17 protein-coding genes are annotated in these 17,994 nt (G+C 64.3%); 6 read left to right on the top strand and 11 right to left on the bottom strand.

From position 1 onward, the window contains the following. Position 1: 1 nt before the first annotated feature. Positions 2-2,011: a DUF4034 domain-containing protein gene (locus tag AXYL_RS18825; protein WP_013394436.1), complete on the bottom strand. Its 2,010-nt coding sequence runs from the start codon at positions 2,009-2,011 to the stop codon at positions 2-4. Between the two features lie 243 nt (positions 2,012-2,254). Further along, a complete protein-coding gene (locus tag AXYL_RS18820; protein ID WP_013394435.1) occupies positions 2,255-3,355 on the bottom strand; it encodes an NAD(P)-dependent alcohol dehydrogenase in 1,101 nt (366 codons plus the stop codon). Positions 3,356-3,585: 230 nt separating this feature from the next. On the opposite strand from AXYL_RS18820, the gene AXYL_RS18815 reads away from it, so the two are divergent. The 4 genes from AXYL_RS18815 (at position 3,586) to AXYL_RS18800 (ending at position 5,926) form a co-directional block, all read left to right on the top strand. Next, positions 3,586-3,969: a hypothetical protein gene (locus AXYL_RS18815; protein WP_013394434.1), complete on the top strand. Its 384-nt coding sequence runs from the start codon at positions 3,586-3,588 to the stop codon at positions 3,967-3,969. A 243-nt stretch (positions 3,970-4,212) separates the two neighbouring features. After that, positions 4,213-4,857, top strand: a complete 645-nt coding sequence (locus tag AXYL_RS18810) for a hypothetical protein (RefSeq protein WP_013394433.1) — start codon at positions 4,213-4,215, stop codon at positions 4,855-4,857. 141 nt (positions 4,858-4,998) lie between these two features. After that, the gene (locus AXYL_RS18805) at positions 4,999-5,307 is read left to right on the top strand and encodes a hypothetical protein (RefSeq protein ID WP_202798610.1); all 309 of its coding nucleotides are present in this window, start codon (positions 4,999-5,001) and stop codon (positions 5,305-5,307) included. Positions 5,308-5,353: 46 nt separating this feature from the next. Then, a complete protein-coding gene (locus AXYL_RS18800; protein WP_013394431.1) occupies positions 5,354-5,926 on the top strand; it encodes an HD domain-containing protein in 573 nt (190 codons plus the stop codon). Positions 5,927-5,949: 23 nt separating this feature from the next. On the opposite strand, the gene AXYL_RS18795 is transcribed toward AXYL_RS18800, so the two are convergent. The 3 genes from AXYL_RS18795 to AXYL_RS18785 form a co-directional block, all read right to left on the bottom strand. After that, positions 5,950-6,846 (bottom strand): DMT family transporter, encoded by an 897-nt coding sequence (locus tag AXYL_RS18795; RefSeq protein WP_013394430.1) that lies wholly within the window; start codon positions 6,844-6,846, stop codon positions 5,950-5,952. 60 nt (positions 6,847-6,906) lie between these two features. Beyond that, on the bottom strand, positions 6,907-7,830 hold the full coding sequence (locus AXYL_RS18790; RefSeq protein WP_013394429.1) for a helix-turn-helix domain-containing GNAT family N-acetyltransferase: 924 nt from the start codon (positions 7,828-7,830) through the stop codon (positions 6,907-6,909). 134 nt (positions 7,831-7,964) lie between these two features. Further along, positions 7,965-8,915, bottom strand: coding sequence for a GlxA family transcriptional regulator (locus AXYL_RS18785; protein WP_013394428.1), 951 nt, complete (start codon positions 8,913-8,915; stop codon positions 7,965-7,967). Positions 8,916-9,067: 152 nt separating this feature from the next. On the opposite strand from AXYL_RS18785, the gene AXYL_RS18780 reads away from it, so the two are divergent. Next, the gene (locus tag AXYL_RS18780; protein WP_013394427.1) at positions 9,068-9,685 is read left to right on the top strand and encodes a cysteine hydrolase family protein; all 618 of its coding nucleotides are present in this window, start codon (positions 9,068-9,070) and stop codon (positions 9,683-9,685) included. 132 nt (positions 9,686-9,817) lie between these two features. Here AXYL_RS18780 and AXYL_RS34075 read toward each other — a convergent pair whose 3' ends face one another. From AXYL_RS34075 to AXYL_RS18750, 6 genes are all read right to left on the bottom strand, one after another. After that, positions 9,818-10,693 (bottom strand): M15 family metallopeptidase, encoded by an 876-nt coding sequence (locus tag AXYL_RS34075; protein ID WP_013394426.1) that lies wholly within the window; start codon positions 10,691-10,693, stop codon positions 9,818-9,820. Positions 10,694-10,742: 49 nt separating this feature from the next. Continuing rightward, a complete protein-coding gene (locus AXYL_RS18770; RefSeq protein WP_148260612.1) occupies positions 10,743-11,558 on the bottom strand; it encodes a hypothetical protein in 816 nt (271 codons plus the stop codon). A 402-nt stretch (positions 11,559-11,960) separates the two neighbouring features. Further along, positions 11,961-12,854, bottom strand: coding sequence for an NAD(P)-dependent oxidoreductase (locus AXYL_RS18765; protein WP_013394424.1), 894 nt, complete (start codon positions 12,852-12,854; stop codon positions 11,961-11,963). Continuing rightward, on the bottom strand, positions 12,851-14,593 hold the full coding sequence (ilvD, locus tag AXYL_RS18760; RefSeq protein ID WP_013394423.1) for a dihydroxy-acid dehydratase: 1,743 nt from the start codon (positions 14,591-14,593) through the stop codon (positions 12,851-12,853). The genes AXYL_RS18765 and ilvD overlap by 4 nt, the downstream gene beginning before the upstream one ends. A 34-nt stretch (positions 14,594-14,627) precedes the next feature. Continuing rightward, positions 14,628-15,407, bottom strand: coding sequence for an SDR family NAD(P)-dependent oxidoreductase (locus AXYL_RS18755; RefSeq protein ID WP_013394422.1), 780 nt, complete (start codon positions 15,405-15,407; stop codon positions 14,628-14,630). After that, on the bottom strand, positions 15,404-16,732 hold the full coding sequence (locus AXYL_RS18750; protein WP_013394421.1) for an MFS transporter: 1,329 nt from the start codon (positions 16,730-16,732) through the stop codon (positions 15,404-15,406). The genes AXYL_RS18755 and AXYL_RS18750 overlap by 4 nt, the downstream gene beginning before the upstream one ends. 286 nt (positions 16,733-17,018) lie before the next feature. Here AXYL_RS18750 and AXYL_RS18745 point away from each other — a divergent pair, with 286 nt between their 5' ends. After that, a complete protein-coding gene (locus tag AXYL_RS18745) occupies positions 17,019-17,990 on the top strand; it encodes a LysR family transcriptional regulator (protein ID WP_013394420.1) in 972 nt (323 codons plus the stop codon). Positions 17,991-17,994 lie beyond the last annotated feature (4 nt).

Genomic DNA, 17,994 nt, shown 5'->3' with positions numbered 1-17,994 from the left:
CTTACTGTGCGGCCGGCTTGGGCGGCAGGTCTTCGGCTGACACGCCGCCGCGGCCCAGATAGGCGCCGAACACCGTGCCTATGGTCTTGACCAGGCTGTGCGAGTTCATCACCTGCGCCTGGATATCTTCAATGTCCTCGTCGTCCGGTTGCAGGCGGCAGGCGTGCTGGGCCCATTCGATCGCGGCAAAGCGGTTCTTCTTGGCGCCGCGGCCATGCGTGTAGGCCAGCGCGATCTCGGCGCTGGCGCGGCCGGCGCGCCAGTCGTCGTCTTCCTCGACCAACGGACGCAGATAAGCGCGCACGCCTTCCTGCTGTTCCTGTCCGGTGCCATGGTCGCGCAGCAGCACGCCGATGCGCAGGCGCGCCAACGCTTCCGCGCGCGGCTCCTCGCGGGCGCCTTGCAGCAGTCCAAGCACCTTGTCCAGGTTCTCGCGGCGCGAGAAGTCCGTCCCGCCGTCGAAGATATTGCGATGGGCCATGTTGTACATGGCCAGCGGCGAGCCGTCGTCCACGGCGCGCTGCAGCCACTGGTCGCGCACGGCGTCGTCCAGGTAGCTGTCGGGCGTGTTGTCGCGGAAGCCGCGGTGGATGTCATACATGCTGCTGGCCGCGTCCGGCACGCGCCGGTCCGCCAATTGGCGTGTCAGGAAATAGCCTTGCTCATGGTCGCCGCCGTCCCACAACATCGCGGCCGCCGCCAGCACGTTGAAATCGTCGTCCATCTGGTCTGCCGCCAGCTCCGCCGCGCGGTCCAGCAACTGCTGCGCCCGCACCGGATCCTGCGCAAAGCCCCAGCGGCCGAACTGATGCGCCACTGCCGCCAGCGCCTGCGCCGTGGCCACCTGGTCCCAGCCGCACATGCGTTCCAGCACGCGCTTGAACGCGCCATCCTCGTCCGGCTGATGATGGATGATGCTCACGTGCGCGAAGCTGCGGAACGGCCCGTCCACCTGCGCAAGATACTCGTTCGGCCCAAACGCCGCCACGCTTTGGCCATGCAGTGCGCGGGCGCGCGCCTGATCTTGCAGCGAATAGCTGGCGAATTGCGCGTAATAGCCCAGCGCCATGCCGCGCTCCGTCGGCCGCAGCTCGCGCGCCAGGAACGACTCGAAAATGCGGCGGTACTCTTCCACGGCCTCGACGTCGTCCGGCTCCGGATAGCTGTCCAGCGCGTCATGAATGCCGATCCAGCGGATCGCGTTGCGCTGCGGCTCCGTCAGCGCCTCGCACAGCGGGCCGCCCGCCATGCCGTCGATATCCTCATAGCTGCCGCCCCAACGCGGCTGCAGGTATTGCGCGTAAGCCGTCAGCGCGCCCAGATGCCCGGGCCGCAGCTCCAGGGCGCGCAGCAGCCAATAATCCTTGGCCTGCTCCATTTCATGCTCGGCGCGCGGCGCCAGCCAAGCCGGCAAGGCTTGCGGCGCCTGCGCGAGACGCGGCACGCCCACTGACGCCAGATGCGCCAGCGCTGCATCCATCAGGCCTTCTTCCTCGATATCGTCATGCGTCAAGGTCTCGGGCGGATTGCCCGCGTACAGCGCACGCAGCCAGTACGGCTCCTTGAAGTGGGCGGCCAGCTGCATCATCGTCACGCAGGCCGCAATCGGTCGCGGAGAAAGCGCCATCGCCTGCAGCAAGGCAGCGGCTGAACGCTCGCAAGCCAGTGCCGCGCCCAGCCAGCGGTCCTGGGTCACGCTGTCCGCCCAGCCATAACCGCGTATGTCCGCCGCGCGGCCGTAGCAGAAATTACCCATCACCAGCTGCGCGTGATACGAGTCCGGGCAGGCGGCGATCCAGGCTTGCAGGAAATCCGAGGCGTCCTGGTATGGCACCGTCGAATAGTCGAACAGGGTGCCGGAATTGGCCGCCTCGAAATAGGGCGCGCCAGGGTCTTCCGTATTTGCCCAGTCTTGCTGTTCCAGGTCGGCGTAATAGGCGTCGAGCTGCGCGTAGGCGCGGGATTGAACCAGAGCGCGGACGTCGCGGCGGATGGCGGTGAGGGATTGCAAGGAGGCACCTGAGGGGGATGAACGGGAATCTGCCCACGGGCGGGGCGGGGCAAATGATGCCTTACTTGGAAGTCAGCCCAAGGAATAAAAGCGATAAAAAATAAATAAATATTTCTAAATGTGTTTTTGCAGTGTCTCCGCCGCACTATTGCCCTCGGTCGGCCGGAGCATGGCCAGATTCGATGATCTTGGCCATGCCGTATTCCCCCCGTGCGATCAGCGCCGCCGCACGGGGAGCGGCGGTCAATGAGGCTTGATAGCGACTTTCAGCACGCCATCGCGCTGGTTGGCGAACAGTTCGTATGCCGCGACGATGTCATCCAGCTTGTACTGGTGCGTGACGAGCAGACCCAGATCCACACGGCCCGATTCGATCACATTCATCAGGCGGCGCATGCGTTCCTTGCCGCCCGGGCACAGCGCGGTGTTGATCTGGTGATCGCCCAGGCCCGCGGCAAACGCATCCATGGGAATGCGCAGGTCGGAGGAATACACCCCCAGGCTGGACAGCGTGCCGCCCGGTTTGAGGATGCGCAGGGCTGATTCGAACGTGCCCTGAGTGCCCAGCGCCTCGATCGACGAATCCACGCCGCGCCCGCCCGTGAGCTTCAATATCTCGGCCACGACGTCGCAGTTCTTGAAGTTCAGCGTCACGTCCGCGCCCATCTTGCGGGCGATGTCCAGGCGGTGGTCGTTGCCGTCGATGGCAATGATGGTGGTGGCGCCGCGCAACTTGGCGCCCGCCGTGGCGCATAAGCCGATAGGTCCTTGCGCGAACACGGCCACCGTGTCGCCGATCTTGATGTTGGCGTTCTCCGCGCCCTTGAATCCCGTGGACATGATGTCCGGGCACATCAGAACCTGTTCATCGGTCAGCCCGTCCGGAATGGGCGCGAGATTGGCCTGCGCGTCGGGCACCAGCACGTACTCGGCCTGCGTGCCGTCGATCAGATTGCCGAAGCGCCAGCCCGCCGTGGCCTTGTAGCCGTGGCAGCCGCAGCGCCCGCTGGGGATTAGATAAGCGCCGTCCTGGCTGGGGAATCCATCCTGGCTGGGATACGAGGTGAAGCTCGGGCAGATGGCGCCGGCGATGACGCGCTGGCCCTCCTGGTACCCGATCACGGCGCTACCCAGTTTCTCGATCACGCCCACTGGTTCGTGGCCAACGGTGAGCCCCTGGGCGACGGGGTACTCGCCTTTCAAGATGTGCACGTCCGTGCCGCAGATGGTGGTGGTGGTGATGCGGATCAGCGCGTCATTGGGGCCGACGTCCGGGATGGGCTTGTCGGTCAGCTCGATCCGGCCAGGCGCGACGAAGATTGCAGCTTTCATGAGAGCGGGCATCAGAGTCTCCTTGGGGCGGTAGGTGATTCCTCAGGCTAAACCGGAGCGGTCCGCAGGCCAACTGTAGTGCCGCAATCAATTGATGTGGGTCAAGACAAGTCGGCAGGCGGAAAGCGCGGCGATGGCGCGCTCTTCGCAAATGCTGGCAATCCTCAATGACACAAGCGTCGCAAGGTATCATGCGCAGGTTTTCACGGATCGACCTCCTTCACGGGTCAGAAGGCTTTTCAATGAAAAAAAGCATTCCGTTGGTATTGCTGTCGTCCATGCTGCTGACGGCTTGTGGTCCCGACAAAATCATCGCCGATCTGCCTTCGCCTGACGGGAAGTATCACGTTGAGGTCCGCAAATGCCCGCAGCGCGGGTCGCTGACCTGGGACGAGCAGACCCAGGTTTCCGTGGTTGAAGCGGGCGTGTCGGAAAAGTGCAATGCGTTCATCGTGGCGCTGACGCAGTTCCGATCGTATACGCCTGACGAGCAACTGCAGCTTGAATGGCTTTCCGATACGGAACTCCGGGCCTGGCATCCTGCGTTCGAGCCGAAGAATGGCCCATGGGCCCGGACGTTCAAACAGAATTCGCCAGTTCAGGTGACATTCGCGCCCAAGCAGTAATAGGCCGCCGGTTATCCACGCGTTGCCAGGGCGATGTCGTAAACGTGATAATTTGTTGCGCCGTCGGCGCAGTTGTTACCGCTTGAATCGGCGGCTTCGAGGGCATGCGGAAAATCCGCGGCTTATGGCCAGGGATAGCTGATTTTTTTGCCATCCGCGCAATGGCATCTATGGTTGAATACGCTCCGTTTGCGCGCGGTTGCGCCAGCCGCGCGACTCATACTCCACGGAGCTTTGTCCAGTATGCGTTTCAGAGTTTTGACCATGGGGTTGCTGATGGCGGGCGCCAGTGTTGCGCAGGCTGCCACGGTGCAGGAAGTCTTCAACGGAAAAATGCTGGGCAAGAGCCAGGCGCATTTCGAAACGATAGCCGGCGCGCCGCAGGAATCCTACGGCGACGATCGCGTGTTCGACGTGCAGGGTTGCCTGATCACCGCGACGATCAAGTCGGGCAAGGTATCGGCGCTGAGCATGGAGCCTTCCGAAACCTGCCAGCCCGACCTCGCCAGCTTCATTGGCGAATATGCGCCCAAGCCTGGGCAGAAAATCATCCCCGCCGCCTTCGACTCGGGCCTGACGTACACGGCCGATTGCCTGACGGACTGCGGCAATGCCGCCGACCCGTGGGTCTACGCAAGCTGGACCGCGCCCCGTGCGGCGGGCGGCATGGAAGTCATGCTGGGCTTCGTGCAGGCCGGAGGCGACGCGCTGGACGCGGCCGACAAATGGGCCACGCAGATGGAAAAGGCGGAAGGCAAGGATTACCTGCTTAACAACAAATTCAATTGCGACGCCCGCTACAACAATGTGGCGGCGGCCGCTTTCAAGAACGTGACCGCGACCAGCGTCAAGATCGGGTTTGATCTGCCGAAGGAATCTTGCCGCTAGGTCGCGCTGCGAACTGCTGTCTTTGTAATCCACGGCCATGCCAGGCCGATTCCAGGGGAAAACAATAAAATGAAGAAGCTAGTCTTGACGGTTCTTGCGACTCAACTGCTTGCCGGGTGTGCGGGGTCCCCGATAAGCAACATGATCAATAATGAACGCCAGGAAACCCGGGCTGACATGATGCAATCGTGGGTCGGCGAGAGCGAAGAAAAGCTGGTTTCCAAATGGGGGCCGCCCACCAACAGCTATACCTTGTCCAGCGGCGGCAAGATCATTTCGTACGAATACGTCCGTGGCATCATCAACAACACCATCTACCGATGCACGGAGAAATTCAGGATTGACGATGGCAGTGTCACCAAGTGGGGCCTGAGCTCCGGCTGCGACACGAGGATCAATGGCGGGAACCTGATATCGAAGGATATCCCCATTCCGCAGCCGACCTTGTGATGACGGGCGCGGCTTATGGCCGCGCTGCAATGGGCTGAGACTGAGCGTGAATATCGAGAACATCAAAGGCCGGCTGGCCTTTCTGCAGGAAGCCGAAAAACTCAAAAGCGTGCTGCGTAGCGGATTCACGTCCACCGGCCGTCCCGAAAGTACGGCCGAACACAGCTGGCGCCTGTGCCTGATGGCCATGGCTTTCGAGGACGAACTGGCCGGCCTGGATATGCTCAAAGTCCTGAAACTGTGCGTGCTCCACGATCTGGGCGAGGCCATACATGGCGACGTTCCGGCCATCGAGAAACACCAGCATCCGGACAAGAGCGAGCAGGAGAAAACCGACCTGCTGCATCTGACCCGCTCTCTGGACGAGACACAGCGAGCCGGCATCATGGCGCTTTGGCAAGAATATGAGGATGCCGCCACGCCGGAGGCCAAGGCCGTCAAGGCCCTGGATAAGCTGGAAACCATCCTCCAGCACACACAAGGCCAGAATCCGCCGGATTTTGATTATGGGTTCAACCTGACCTATGGCCAGAAGCACACCGACGCGGATCCCTTGTTTGCATTGGTGCGCAGTGTCCTGGATGAGAAAACGCGCGAGCGCATGGATCCGGAAACCTGAGAAGTTAGCGACCTGGCGGCTAACTACGTCGCGGTCTCGCGTGAAGCCGCAGGCCGTTCATGCGTGCCAAACCAGACGCCGGAAAGCACCAGGATAAATGCTCCCGTCAGGCGCCAGGTCAGCGGATACGAGGCGCTCAGCAACTCGATCAATACCGCCGTGATCGGCGCCAGCGCCTGAAACGACATTACCCGGCTCGCTTCCAATCGAGTCAGCGCCCACAGCAGGCAGAAATAGCCCACCGCACTGGAAAGCCCGATGAAGACCACATTCGCCCATTGAAAGCCCGACAGGCTGGGCAATAGCGGTGCGCCTCGCATCAGGCAGACGCCCGCCAGGAACAAAACGGAGACAAACATCGCCACCACGCTGATATACATCGACGGATAACGCTGCAGGTAGGGACGATATAAAAGACTGCAAGCCGCGCCGATGAACGTCGCGCCCAGCAAGGCGGCCCAAGCCCAGCCATTGGAAGCGCCGCCAACCGCAGCAGCAGTGGGCTGCAGCAACAGGGCAATCCCCGAGACCGCCACGACCGCACCTGTCAAGCGGGCCCAACTGAAGCGTTCGCGTCCCGTGGCGATCGCGAGGCATAGGGTCACCAGCGGCAGCGTGGAGAACACCAGGGCGCAAGTGGCGGCCGGCAGCCGGGCCAGTGCATAGTTCAACAGCAGTATGAGCATCGCGAATTGCAGAATGCCCAGGCCCGCGACGGCACAGAAATCCTTGGCCGTAAACGGCACCGACCATCGCCGCAGCATGGGCGCGGCAAGCACGACCGCTCCTATGGCATAACGCAGGAAGGCCAGCGTCTCCGGCGAGACGTCGTTCGACACCGCGCGAGTGGACACCATCGCGGCCCCCACCAATGCGCCTGTGACGGCGGCAGCAGCAACAGCTTGGGCGCGTTCACTCATCTGAGCCGCGCCTGTCCGCAAACACGGATTTCATCAGACGGCAGGGATGCATGGCGTTGCCTACAGATCCCGCGCCCAGTATTGCCCCACCAGATCCTTGCCGAAGCTGTGGTGCTGTTCTTCCTCGATCAGCTCGAAACCAGCCTTCTCATAGATCCGGCGCGCATCCGTCAGCACGCTATTGGTCCACAACACCATGCGCTTATAGCCCGCCTGCCGGGCAAACCGCAGGCATTCGTCCACCAGCCTGTGGCCCATGCCCAGCCCGCGCGCGCAGCCGTCCACATATAACAGGCGCAGCTTCGCCGTGGTTTCGTCCTGCCGCACCACGAAGACCGAGCCCACCATCTTCCCGTCCTTCTCCGCGATCCAGCAGCGCTCGCTGTTGCGGTCGAACTCCCGGATGAACTTCGCCACGATCTCGGCCACCAGCGCCTCGTACTCCGAGTTCCAGCCGAACTCCTGCGCATAGACCATGGCCTGGTTCGCCACCACCAGCCCCATGTCGCCTGGCCGCGGATCGCGCAGCACATAGGGCAGGGGGGCTTTGTCGCCGAGCAGGTTCTGGATCTCGTTCATGGCATTAACCAGCTGCGCTTGCGCCGGCTCCGATAGCTGTTTGAGGATGGCGATGATCTCGTTGCGCGACGCCTCATTGAGCGGCGCAAACGCCGCCCGGCCCGCGTCGGTCAGCTCCAGCACGCCCACGCGGGCGTCTGCCGCCGAGCGCGTCTTGGCAATCAAACCCTTCTTCTCGAAGCCCGATATCACCCGGCTGACATACCCTGCGTCCAGGTTCAGCTCCCGGCACAGGTCCGAGGTGCTGAGTGCGGGGCGGTGAGCCAGCTCGTAAAGAATGCGGACTTCGGTCAGGGAGAACTCGCTGGCCAGCAGGTGTTCGTGCAGGACGCCGATCTGGCGGGTGTAGAAACGGTTGAAGTATCGGACCGCTTCGGCGCGGTCGTGGAGCGATTGCTCGGTCATGGGGGGAATCCAAATACTTGCCTAAAGCATATTATTATTTGCTTTAAGCAAGTATTGGAAGATCTTTTTCTGATCTGCGGCGGGCGATCCGATAGGCCGGCGCTATCTGATAGGCGGTTCGGCGCCCGCCTCGCTTAGCGCTGCCGGAACTGCTTCCGATACCCCGCAGGCGACACCGAAAACGCCGCCGTGAAGTGCTGTCGCAGCGACACCGTCGACCCGAACCCCGTCGCCTCGGCCACCCGGTCCACCGACAATCCGCCCGTCTCCAACAGCCGCTGCGCCGCGGCCAGCCTGTGGTTCAGCACCCATTGCGTCACCGTCGTGCCCGTCTTCAGCTTGAAGCGCCGCGTGAAATTGCGGCGGCTGAGCCCGGCCTCGCTGGCCAGGCGGTCCAGCCCCAGCGGCTCCTGCAAATGCTCGATGGCCCATTCCATCGCGACGCCTATCGGGTCGCCGCCGTCCTCCCGCGTGAGCGGTCGTTCGATGTACTGCGCCTGCCCGCCATCGCGGTGCGGCGCCATCACCATGCGGCGGGCCACCCGGTTCGCCAGCTCCGCGCCATGGTCGCAGCGCAGCAGATGCAGGCAGCAATCGATGGCGGCGGCAGTGCCGGCCGAGGTCAGGATGTCGCCGTCGTCCACGTACAAAGCCTTGCGGTCGAGCCGGATCCGCGGGTACTTGCGGGCGAAGTCGTCGCTCCAGACCCAGTGCGTCGACGCGGGGCGGCCGTCGAGCAGACCGGCCTCGGCCAGCACAAAGGCGCCCAGGCACAAGCCGATGACCCGCGCGCCGCGCGCATGTGCATCGCGCAACGCTTGCAGCATGGTCTCGGGCGGGCGCTCGTCCGGATCGCGCCAGGCCGGCACGATCACGGTGTCGGCTTCGGCCAGGGCCGAATAGTCGTGCGGCACATGGATATCGAACCCCGACATGGTCGCGACCGGCCCGACCGCTTCGCCGCAGACCAGCAGGCGATAGCGCGGCACGCCGAGCCGGGCCAGGTCGTCGCCGAACACCATGCAGGGCACGGACAGGTGGAAGGAACTGATGCCCGCGAAGGCGACGACGGCGATGGTGTGCATGGCGCTTGAGGCAAAAAATGCGGATTTGGCCCGATCCTATCATTTATTGGTATTCGGGCCACTTTCCGGTGCTGGGCCGATGGCGGATCCTTGATGCTGTTCGCCCTCATGCGTGAACTGCACACTAAACGCCTACAGATCAAGGACCTACGATGAACCACCCGACCATCCGCGCCATCGCCGGCGCCACCGCCCCGCAGTCCATAGACCCGGCCAGCACCGCCTTGCTGGTGATCGACTTCCAGAACGAATACTTCAGCGGCAGGCTGCCCATTCCCGAAGGCCCCGCGGCCCTGCGCAACGCCGCCAAGCTCGTCGCCCACGCCGATCGGCACGGCATCCCGGTCTTCCACATCCAGCACGGCACCCCGGCCGGCAGTCCCGTCTTCGCTGACGGTAGCGCCGGCATTGAATTCCATCCCGATCTGAGCCCCGCGCCGGGCCATACGGTGCTGCGCAAGTCCACCGTCAGCGTGTTTCCCAGCACCGACATCGACCAGCGCCTCAAGGCAGCAGGCGTGCACACGCTGCTGATCACCGGTCTCATGACCCACGCTTGCGTTGCAGGCGCGGCCCGCGACGCGGTGCCGCTGGGTTATCAGGTGATCGTGGCGGCCGATGCCTGCGCCACGCGCGACCTGGATACGGGTGCGGGGGAGCAGGCTGCGTTGCCGCATGCGATGCTGCATCGCGCTGCGCTGGCGAGCATCGATGACACCTTCGGGGACATCATGACGACGAAGCGGGTGCTGGAACTGCCGCTGGCTTGATAACGGGAAGGGGTTGGGCGTGAGCCGACCTGATGCGCGCTCGTGGGCGTTTTGCTTTTGAGCGCGCCTACGGTCGCGTGGTGTCGGTCTGCTCCATCTCTGCTGAAATTGCAGGCCGGTTCCGCTTTTTGATCAGCGCCGCCTGCGCACCCCGGTCCCGGCCGCTTTGACCACGCGCTCCGACGCCGCATCCACCTCATCGGAACTCATGATCCGGGTGAATTCGAAATGCATGCCATCCAGACGGCCTCTATAAAAGCCGCCCCAATAAGCGCCGAAATCCTGAGCCACCGGAACCAGCCGATAGACACAGCCGATCTCGTCCGGTGTCGCCGGGAAGGCATTCAACTTGTTCGCGCTGTAATTGATATCGAACGCGGTTGCCCAGCAATGGTTGCTCAACTCATGCGTGCTGCCGCGCTTGTAGCGCCGGCTGAAAGTGCCTTCGAAGGATTTCACATCCGGCAACAGGCCGGCTTTTTCCCAGGCGCTCCATAGCGCAGTCAGCTGATACGCCAGCTCCTTATGAAACGGCACCTTGGGCTGCCCGCCAGCAATGCCCTTCAATTGCGGCAGGGCCACCGACTGCAAGTGCTTCGCCTCCCACCCGTTGGTAATGATCAGGCGTTCCTTATTGCCTGGTTCGCCCGCCGGCTTGGCTTCGATGCGGCCGAACACGTCGTGCATCTGTTCCTGGCTGAGCGGGCTTTTGGTTTGCGCGGCGATTTCGGGATAGGAATAGCCCCAAAGCTTGGCCGCCAGGCGAGCATCGAAATCGTCCGTGGTGTCGAAGGCCAGGCCGCAACCCAAGGTCATGTTCCCCACGATCCCATCGACAGTGAGGATGCTCGCGTTCGCCTTCTTGTTGAACGCGACCTGGAAACTGCGGGTTCCCTTTTCGCTTTCCCCATCGAACTGCTTTGCCCCATGCGCGAAGTTGTGGTCCTTCAGGAACTGATTCCAGCGCTCGACCAGCAGTCCTGAATCACCCGGGTTGAATCTAGGCATGATTGTCTCCAGTGTTTTTGGTGCGTCGTCTATGCGCGGGGGCGGAGTGTCATTGCGTTGCAGGGGCGTTCAACAACCAACCGAAGACTGGATCGGCTTGCGTCAAGGGCGTCGCAGTATCGGCTGAAGACGGGGCAGCTGCCGGTGTGGATGGAGCGACCGGAGCCCCCGTCTTTACACACGACTCGATATCCAGGAGGGCCAGCTTTACCTCCTTGGCGAGTAGTTCAGCCGCCTGATAATTTTGAATGGCGACGCCTGCGACCTTCTTGCCTGAACCCTGTAGCGGTGTGCTCTGCATCTTGTAGTAACTGTTGTACGCCGCCAGTACCGCCGCAGCATCGATGGGGGCCGGCGTCAGCGTATTGAGATTCTGGCGCAGCTGCGATTGAATCTCCATCGACGCAAAATTCATGGACCGTACCAGCATGGGCAGCTTGTCGAGCGCTTCGACCAACGACGGTGGGGCGCTGTTCTGCAAGACGTACGTCACCGTGACCACACAGCCCGCCTTCTTCGCCGCCGCATCGAAAAAGCCGCGCTGAGCCTCTAAGTGATACCGCGCGGCCAATTGACTCGCGCCTGCCGCAATGCCGGCGCCAGCGGCCGTGGTGGCCACATTTCCAATCAAGCCGCCCGTGACGCCGACGACCACGCCTGCCAGCGTCCAATCGCTTTGTTCATATAGTCCAAGTTGCGCCTGATCCGCGCGGTCTTGGTATTTTTTCCGTTCTTCGATAAGGCGTTTGCCGCCGTCGGCGACGGTGGCGAAGGGCTCACGGGACTCTGGAGTGAATATCGGATAGGCGCCTGGGGGGCGGGCGGCACAGGCGGTCAATAGAACCAGTACCAGGACTGATGGCATCCCGCGGCGTACGAACGCCATTCCGTGCAATCGCGGAGCAAGAGGGGTATTACGCGTCCGGCGCCTGAGCATGTTTTTGGGTGTCGATAACTGGACCGAGCGTTTCTGACGAATGCTGGTAGCCAGCGTAGCAACGAGGCGTCGACGCGCCTAGCCATCCAAAAGCATGATGCCCAAGGCCCAGTGAACCCATCCAGGCGCGTTGCAGAGACGGGTTTCAACGCCGGTCAAGTGGTGTCAGTTTGAGGCTGCTCTTACCTCGGAAATGTGGAAGCCGCCCACGCTTCCCCTGCCGCCATCACCACTGCCGAAACTGCTTCCGATAGGCGGCAGGGCAGCGCCGGGATCGAATTCCATCCCGACGCGTCCCGCGCCGCCAAACGCTCCCTGACGCCCAGTCCGCTACACGCCGGCCTGACTCTCCGCTTCGCCGATCCGGAATACCTGCGACAGATCCCAGTCCCCCATCCCACGCTGCGCGGCATCCTGCAGCAGCCGGCGAACTTCCGGCAGCACGCGTTGGATTGTGGCGCTCGCTTCGGCGAGTTCGGCAATCGCGTCGAGATCCTTGAGCAACACGCGCACCGTACCGGTAGCATGCTCGGGCGGGGTCACCATGCGCGGCCATAAGGTTTGCAGCAGCACGGAATCGGCCCAGCCGCCTTGCAGGGCCGACGGCAGGGCGGCAGTATCGATGCCGCTGCGCTTGGCCAGCACGAAGGCTTCGGCCAAACCGGCGAGCGTGGTCGCGACGATGGCTTGATTGGCCAGCTTGGTGGTCTGGCCCGCGCCGACATCGCCCATGCGCGTGACGCGCGCGGCGTACGTGCGCAGCACGGGCGTTACCAATTCGATTGTGTCCGCCGGGCCGCCCGTCATGATGGCCAGCTTGCCGGCGGCCGCGCCGTCCGTGCCGCCCGAGACAGGAGCATCGATCCACACGCCGCCTGTTGCTGCCGTCCAGCGCTGGGCCAGGGCGCGGGTGAGTGCGGGCGACAAGGTCGAATGGTCGATGAGAGAAGAGGGCGGCGTGGCGGCGTGCGCCAGCCCGTGTTCGCCGAACACCACGTCCACGACGGCTTTGCCGTCGCCCAGGCAAAGCAGGGCGATGTCCACGCTTGCGCCCAGCGCCCGAGGCGTGGCGCTTGCCACGGCCCCGGCATCGAGCAGGGAGCCGAGCTTCGCGCTGGAGCGGTTCCAGACAGCGACCTCATACCCAGCGGCCAACAGCCGCCGGGTCATGGGTTCGCCCATGCGGCCGATGCCGCAAAACCCGATGCGTGGCGTCTTCGTCATTGTTGACCTCCCTGGGCTGGCGTTTCCCCAAGAGATGCTTCGTAAGGCCACGTCACGGCCCCGGAATGGGTCACGGCGCCCAGCTTGGCCGGACGCACCAGCGCTTCATACTTCTCAAGCACGCCGCCCAGCCTGCCGCGCACGAACGGTTGGCTGGCCTTCGCCCGCTCCGCGAGTTCCTCGTCGGGGAGTTCGACGTCCAGACTCCCCTTGATCGCATCGATGTGTATGCGGTCGCCGTCGCGCAGCAGGCGTATCGGGCCGCCCGCCGCCGCTTCTGGCCCCACATAGCCGATGCACATGCCGCGCGTCGCGCCCGAGAACCGGCCATCGGTCAGCAGCGCGACCTTTTCACCCATGCCTTGCCCATAGATCGCTGCGGTGACGCTCAGCATTTCACGCATGCCCGGGCCGCCCTTGGGCCCTTCGTTGCGTATCACGAGGACGTCGCCTTCCCGATAGGCGCCGGCGGCCACCACCGCCATGCAGTCCTCTTCCGTCTCGAACACCCGCGCCGTGCCCGAGAACACCAGCTGCTTGAGGCCGGCGGTTTTCAGCGCGGCGCCGTCCGGGGCCAGATTGCCGCGCAGGACCACCAGCCCCGCGTTGGGCGAGAGCGGTTCGTCATGCGGCTTGACCACGCGGCCGTCGGGGCCGGGGAAGGCGCGCAGCGCCGTTTCCAGCGTTTCGCCGCTTTGCGTGAGCGTGTCGCCGTGTATATGCCCGCCCGCGAGCAGGGCGTTGAGTACCGCCGGTACGCCGCCGACATGATGCAGGTCCACGGCAAGATAGCGTCCGCCCGGCTGCATGTCGCCGATGAGCGGCGTGCGCGCCAGGACGTCCGAGACGTCATCTAGCGTGAATGCAATGCCTGCCTCGTGGGCGATGGCCGGGATGTGCAGCATGGCATTGGTCGAACCCCCGGTGGCGGCGACGGCCGCGCAGGCGTTCTCCAGGCTCTTGCGCGTCACCAGGTCGCGCGGCAGCGGCCCGCCGTTGCGCAGCGTGCGCATGACGCTTTCACCGGCGCGGCGGGCAATCGCGATGCGTTCGCTGTAGACGGCCGGCACCATCGCCGAGCCTAGCGGAGCCAACCCCAGCACCTCAGCGACCATCGCCATGGTGTTGGCCGTGAATTGCCCCGGGCAGGAACCGGCGGTCGGCGTGCAACGCTTTTCTATGCCGCGCAGCGTCTCGGCCGACATGTCGCCGCGCTGCGCCGCGCCCACGGCCTCGATGGCCGTCAGGATCGTGGCCTGCGAGCCGTCCGGGGCCACGCCCGGCAGCATCGCCCCGCCAAAAAGGAACACGCCGGGGACGTTCACGCGCACCATGCCCATCAGGATGCCGGGCAGGGTCTTGTCGCAACCGGCCACGCCGACCAGCGCGTCGTAGCAGTGGGCGCGCACGAACAGTTCGACGCTGTCGGCGATGGTCTCGCGCGACACCAGCGAGAAGCGCATGCCCGAGTGATTCATCGACGTGCCGTCGGAGACCGAGATCGCCGAGCCGCGTATCGGCACGCCGCCGCCCGCCGCGATTCCGAGACGCACGTTGTCCGAAATCTGGTTCAGCGACATGGAACAGGGCGTGTTCTCGCCGTACGTGTCGACGATGGCGACGAACGGCTTGTCGATGGCCTCGTCGTCCAGGCCCGTGGCGCGCAGGAAAGCGCGGTGCGGCGCGCGCGTCACGCCCTCGGTGACCGTGCGGGAGCGGTGTTTGTGCAGATCTTTCATGGATGGAATTCCTAGTATCAGTCTCGGGGGAGGCTCAGGTGTTGAGCATCAAGCCGTTTTCGATGGCCAGCACCTGGCCAGTCATCGCCGGCGCTCGGGCGGCGATGAACCAGGCCAGTTCCGCCACTTCCGACGGCTGGGATACCCGCTTGAGAGGCGCGTTCTCGCGCATGCCGTCGACCACGCGGGCGTAGGCCTCGTCGCCGAGCACGCGCCGCAGCAGGCCGTCGTCGACCATGCCCGGGGCGATGGCGTTCACGCGGACCTGCGGGGCGAGATTGCGCGCGAGCGACAGCGTCAGCGAATTGACCGCGCCCTTCGAGGCCGCATAGGCGATGGACGATCCCGTGCCATTCAAGGACGCCAGCGAAGAAATATTGATGACGCAGCCCGACGCCGCGCCCGCCGGATGCTCGCGCAGCAGGGGAGCCGCAGCGCGCGTCACCTGGAACATGCCGATGAGGTTGACGCGATAGACGCGTTCGAACTCGCTGGCGTCGACCGCTTCCAGATCGCCGTGCGGAATCACACGGGTCGTGCCCGCGCTGTTCACGACCGCGTCCAGCCGTCCCCACCGTGCCGCGACGGCATCGACCATGCGGCGGCAAGCGGCGTCGTCGCCCACGTCGGCATCCACGATGAGGGTCTGGGCGCCGGCGTCGCCGCACTGCGCGGCCACCGCCTCGGCAGACGCCCGGGTGCCTTGGTCGAAATTGTTGATGGCCACGGCCCAGCCTTCACGCGCGAAACGCAGGGCCGTGGCGGCGCCGATGCCGCTGGCCGCGCCGGTTACCAGACAGACGGGCACGCTCATGCCTGACCCCGCTTCGTGCGCAGCGACAGGGCGATGAAGGCCCCGCCGACCAGCGCGCAGGCCAGCAGGATCATGCCGGGCAGCAGCTGCCCCGTGGTGTCCTTGAGAAAGCCGATGACATAGGGGCTGACGAAGCCGGCCAGGTTGCCGACGGAATTGATCAGCGCGATGGCCGCCGCGGCGCCCGCGCCGCTCAACATCGCCGTGGGGATGCCCCAGAAGACCGGCGCGATCGAGTTGATGCCGATGGCGGCGACGATGAGGGCGGCCATCGACCACCACAGGTGCTCGGCAAGCAGCACGGAAACCAGCATGCCGACGGCGCCCAGCACACAGCACACGGCAACGTGGATACGGCGTTCGTTGGTGCGGTCCGCATGGCGCGCGATGAGTATCATCGCCACCGCGCTGACCAGCGACGGCACCGCCGACAGCAGGCCGATACTGCCCAGGTTGGCCACGCCCGCGGCCCGTATCATCGTCGGCAGCCAGAACACCAGGCCATAGTTGCCCATGGCGATGCAGAAATAGAGCAGGCCGAGCAGCCACACTTTGCGGTCGCCGAACACCTGCCTCACGCTATGGCGGGCCCGGGTGCTGTCGTCGGCGGCCAGATCCTGCGCCAGCAGGCGCTTTTCGTCCGCGTTCAGCCACTTCACCGTCTCGATCCGGTCCTGCAGCATGAAGAAGGCGGCGATCCCGACCAGCAGCGATCCGATACCCTCGACCAGGAACAGCCACTGCCAGCCAGCGAGGTCATGCATGCCACCGAACCGCTCCATGATCCAGCCGGACAGCGGGCCGCCGATGGCGCCCGACACCGGGATGGCCACCATGAACAGGGCGATGATCTGCGAGCGACGGCTCGACGGGAACCAGGTCGACAGATACAGCACGATGCCCGGGAAGAAGCCGGCTTCGGCCACCCCCAGCAGGAAACGCAGCAGATAGAACGACAGCGGTCCTTGCGCGAACATCGTCAGCGACGAAATGATCGACCACGTGACCATGATGCGCGCGATCCAGATGCGCGCGCCCACGCGATGCAGGATCAGATTGCTGGGCACCTCGAAGATGAAGTAGCCCAGAAAGAAAATGCCGGCCCCCAAGCCGTAGACCGTTTCCGACATCGACAGATCGGCCAGCATTTGCAGCTTGGCGAAGCTCACGTTCACGCGGTCGATGTACGCGACGATGAACGACAGGAACAGGAACGGCATGATGCGCCAGGCCAGCTTGCGGTACAGCGCGTCTAGCTGCGCAGGATTCTGCGCGGCCTGCGAGCCGGCATAGGCCGGCGCGCCGCCGGAAAGGGACGAGCTCATGGGTGTTGTCTCCGTGGGTGTGTGCCATGGGGCACATCGAGTTATTCGGCAGACTGCGAGTTCGGTTATGCGATGCGGCATCGACGCGGGATCAATCCTTGCTCCCGGTGATTCATCGATGCTTCATGAGAGGCCCGCGCTACAGTGCTGTCCGTTCGAAGGGTACGGGCTGCCTGGACCCGGCGGCAAATCACACTTTCCGCATTCGGCATTACCGTTTGGTTATGATTGGCGGCTTGCGCCATTACCCGATGGCGACAGATTCCCCAGTCTTTCCACTCCCGACATGTCCGCCAGCACGCCGTCCGACAACTCGATAGAACGTTTCTTCCGCAGCGGCTTGAAGCTAGGGCATCTGCGTATCCTGGTGGCGCTGGGCGAGCTTCGTCAGGTGACACGGGTGGCCGCGGCATTCCACGTCACGCAGCCAGCCATCTCCAAGCAGATCGCGGAGATCGAGGAAGCGCTGGCCACGCCGGTCGTGCGCCGCGTGGGCAACGCCATTGAATTGACGCGCATAGGACGCGTGCTGGTCGAACGCGGGCGCGAGATCCTGCGCCAGATCGAACTGGCGCGGCGCGACGTCAAGGCGCTGGCCTCTGGCACGGCAGGCCATGTGAGATTCGGCGCCGTGGTGACGATTCCCCAACCCCTGATCGCGCATGCCGTCGAACTGTTCACGCGGCGCGCGCCGAACGCCTCGTTCTCGTTCGTGGAAGCCACGCTCGATCGCCTGCTCAAGATGATGGATGAAGGCAACCTCGACCTGGCCTTGGGCCGCAACCGCGTGACCGGGTATCTGCCGGTGATGCGCCACGAATCCTTGCATCACGAGCCGTTCGTGTTCGTGGTGGGCACGCGCCACCCATTGGGCGGCCCCGACACCCCCGTGGCCTGGGGCGACCTGCAGGACGTGCGCTGGATCACGCCCATGCAGGGTTCGCCCGCTTTTGCGACCATGGTCGAAATCCTGGCCGAACATGGCGTGACCCTGCTGCGCCCGACCATCGAGTCCAGTTCCTTGGCACTGAACCTGTCCTTGCTGCGCGACGGCGGATACGTCTCGATCCTGCCGCTGTCGCTCGCGCGCCGCTACGTGCAGCGCGGAACCATGCGGATGCTGCCGCTGCCGCCGCTGGGGCCACTGGGCGAGGCCATCCTGTACTGGCGCGAAGACACCACGACATCCACCACGCAGCTGTTCGCCGAGTGCTTGCGGGAGTCGTCGGCGGAATTGATCGACGCCACCGGCGCCTAGCGGC

The organism is Achromobacter xylosoxidans A8, from assembly GCF_000165835.1.
GTDB lineage: Bacteria > Pseudomonadota > Gammaproteobacteria > Burkholderiales > Burkholderiaceae_B > Achromobacter > Achromobacter xylosoxidans_B.
This window is presented reverse-complemented; position numbering and strand designations above follow the sequence as displayed.

Bases quoted from the DNA above. Each gene is read 5' to 3' on its own strand.
- AXYL_RS18810 (WP_013394433.1), top strand. From the start codon at position 4,213: ATGCGTTTCAGAGTTTTGACCATGGGGTTGCTGATGGCGGGCGCCAGT.
- AXYL_RS18815 (WP_013394434.1), top strand. From the start codon at position 3,586: ATGAAAAAAAGCATTCCGTTGGTATTGCTGTCGTCCATGCTGCTGACG.
- AXYL_RS18790 (WP_013394429.1), bottom strand. From the start codon at position 7,830: ATGACCGAGCAATCGCTCCACGACCGCGCCGAAGCGGTCCGATACTTC.
- ilvD (WP_013394423.1), bottom strand. From the start codon at position 14,593: ATGAAAGATCTGCACAAACACCGCTCCCGCACGGTCACCGAGGGCGTG.
- AXYL_RS18805 (WP_202798610.1), top strand. From the start codon at position 4,999: ATGATCAATAATGAACGCCAGGAAACCCGGGCTGACATGATGCAATCG.
- AXYL_RS18765 (WP_013394424.1), bottom strand. From the start codon at position 12,854: ATGACGAAGACGCCACGCATCGGGTTTTGCGGCATCGGCCGCATGGGC.
- AXYL_RS18750 (WP_013394421.1), bottom strand. From the start codon at position 16,732: ATGAGCTCGTCCCTTTCCGGCGGCGCGCCGGCCTATGCCGGCTCGCAG.
- AXYL_RS18820 (WP_013394435.1), bottom strand. From the start codon at position 3,355: ATGCCCGCTCTCATGAAAGCTGCAATCTTCGTCGCGCCTGGCCGGATC.
- AXYL_RS34075 (WP_013394426.1), bottom strand. From the start codon at position 10,693: ATGCCTAGATTCAACCCGGGTGATTCAGGACTGCTGGTCGAGCGCTGG.
- AXYL_RS18755 (WP_013394422.1), bottom strand. From the start codon at position 15,407: ATGAGCGTGCCCGTCTGTCTGGTAACCGGCGCGGCCAGCGGCATCGGC.
- AXYL_RS18795 (WP_013394430.1), bottom strand. From the start codon at position 6,846: ATGAGTGAACGCGCCCAAGCTGTTGCTGCTGCCGCCGTCACAGGCGCA.
- AXYL_RS18770 (WP_148260612.1), bottom strand. From the start codon at position 11,558: ATGCCATCAGTCCTGGTACTGGTTCTATTGACCGCCTGTGCCGCCCGC.
- AXYL_RS18785 (WP_013394428.1), bottom strand. From the start codon at position 8,915: ATGCACACCATCGCCGTCGTCGCCTTCGCGGGCATCAGTTCCTTCCAC.
- AXYL_RS18780 (WP_013394427.1), top strand. From the start codon at position 9,068: ATGAACCACCCGACCATCCGCGCCATCGCCGGCGCCACCGCCCCGCAG.
- AXYL_RS18745 (WP_013394420.1), top strand. From the start codon at position 17,019: ATGTCCGCCAGCACGCCGTCCGACAACTCGATAGAACGTTTCTTCCGC.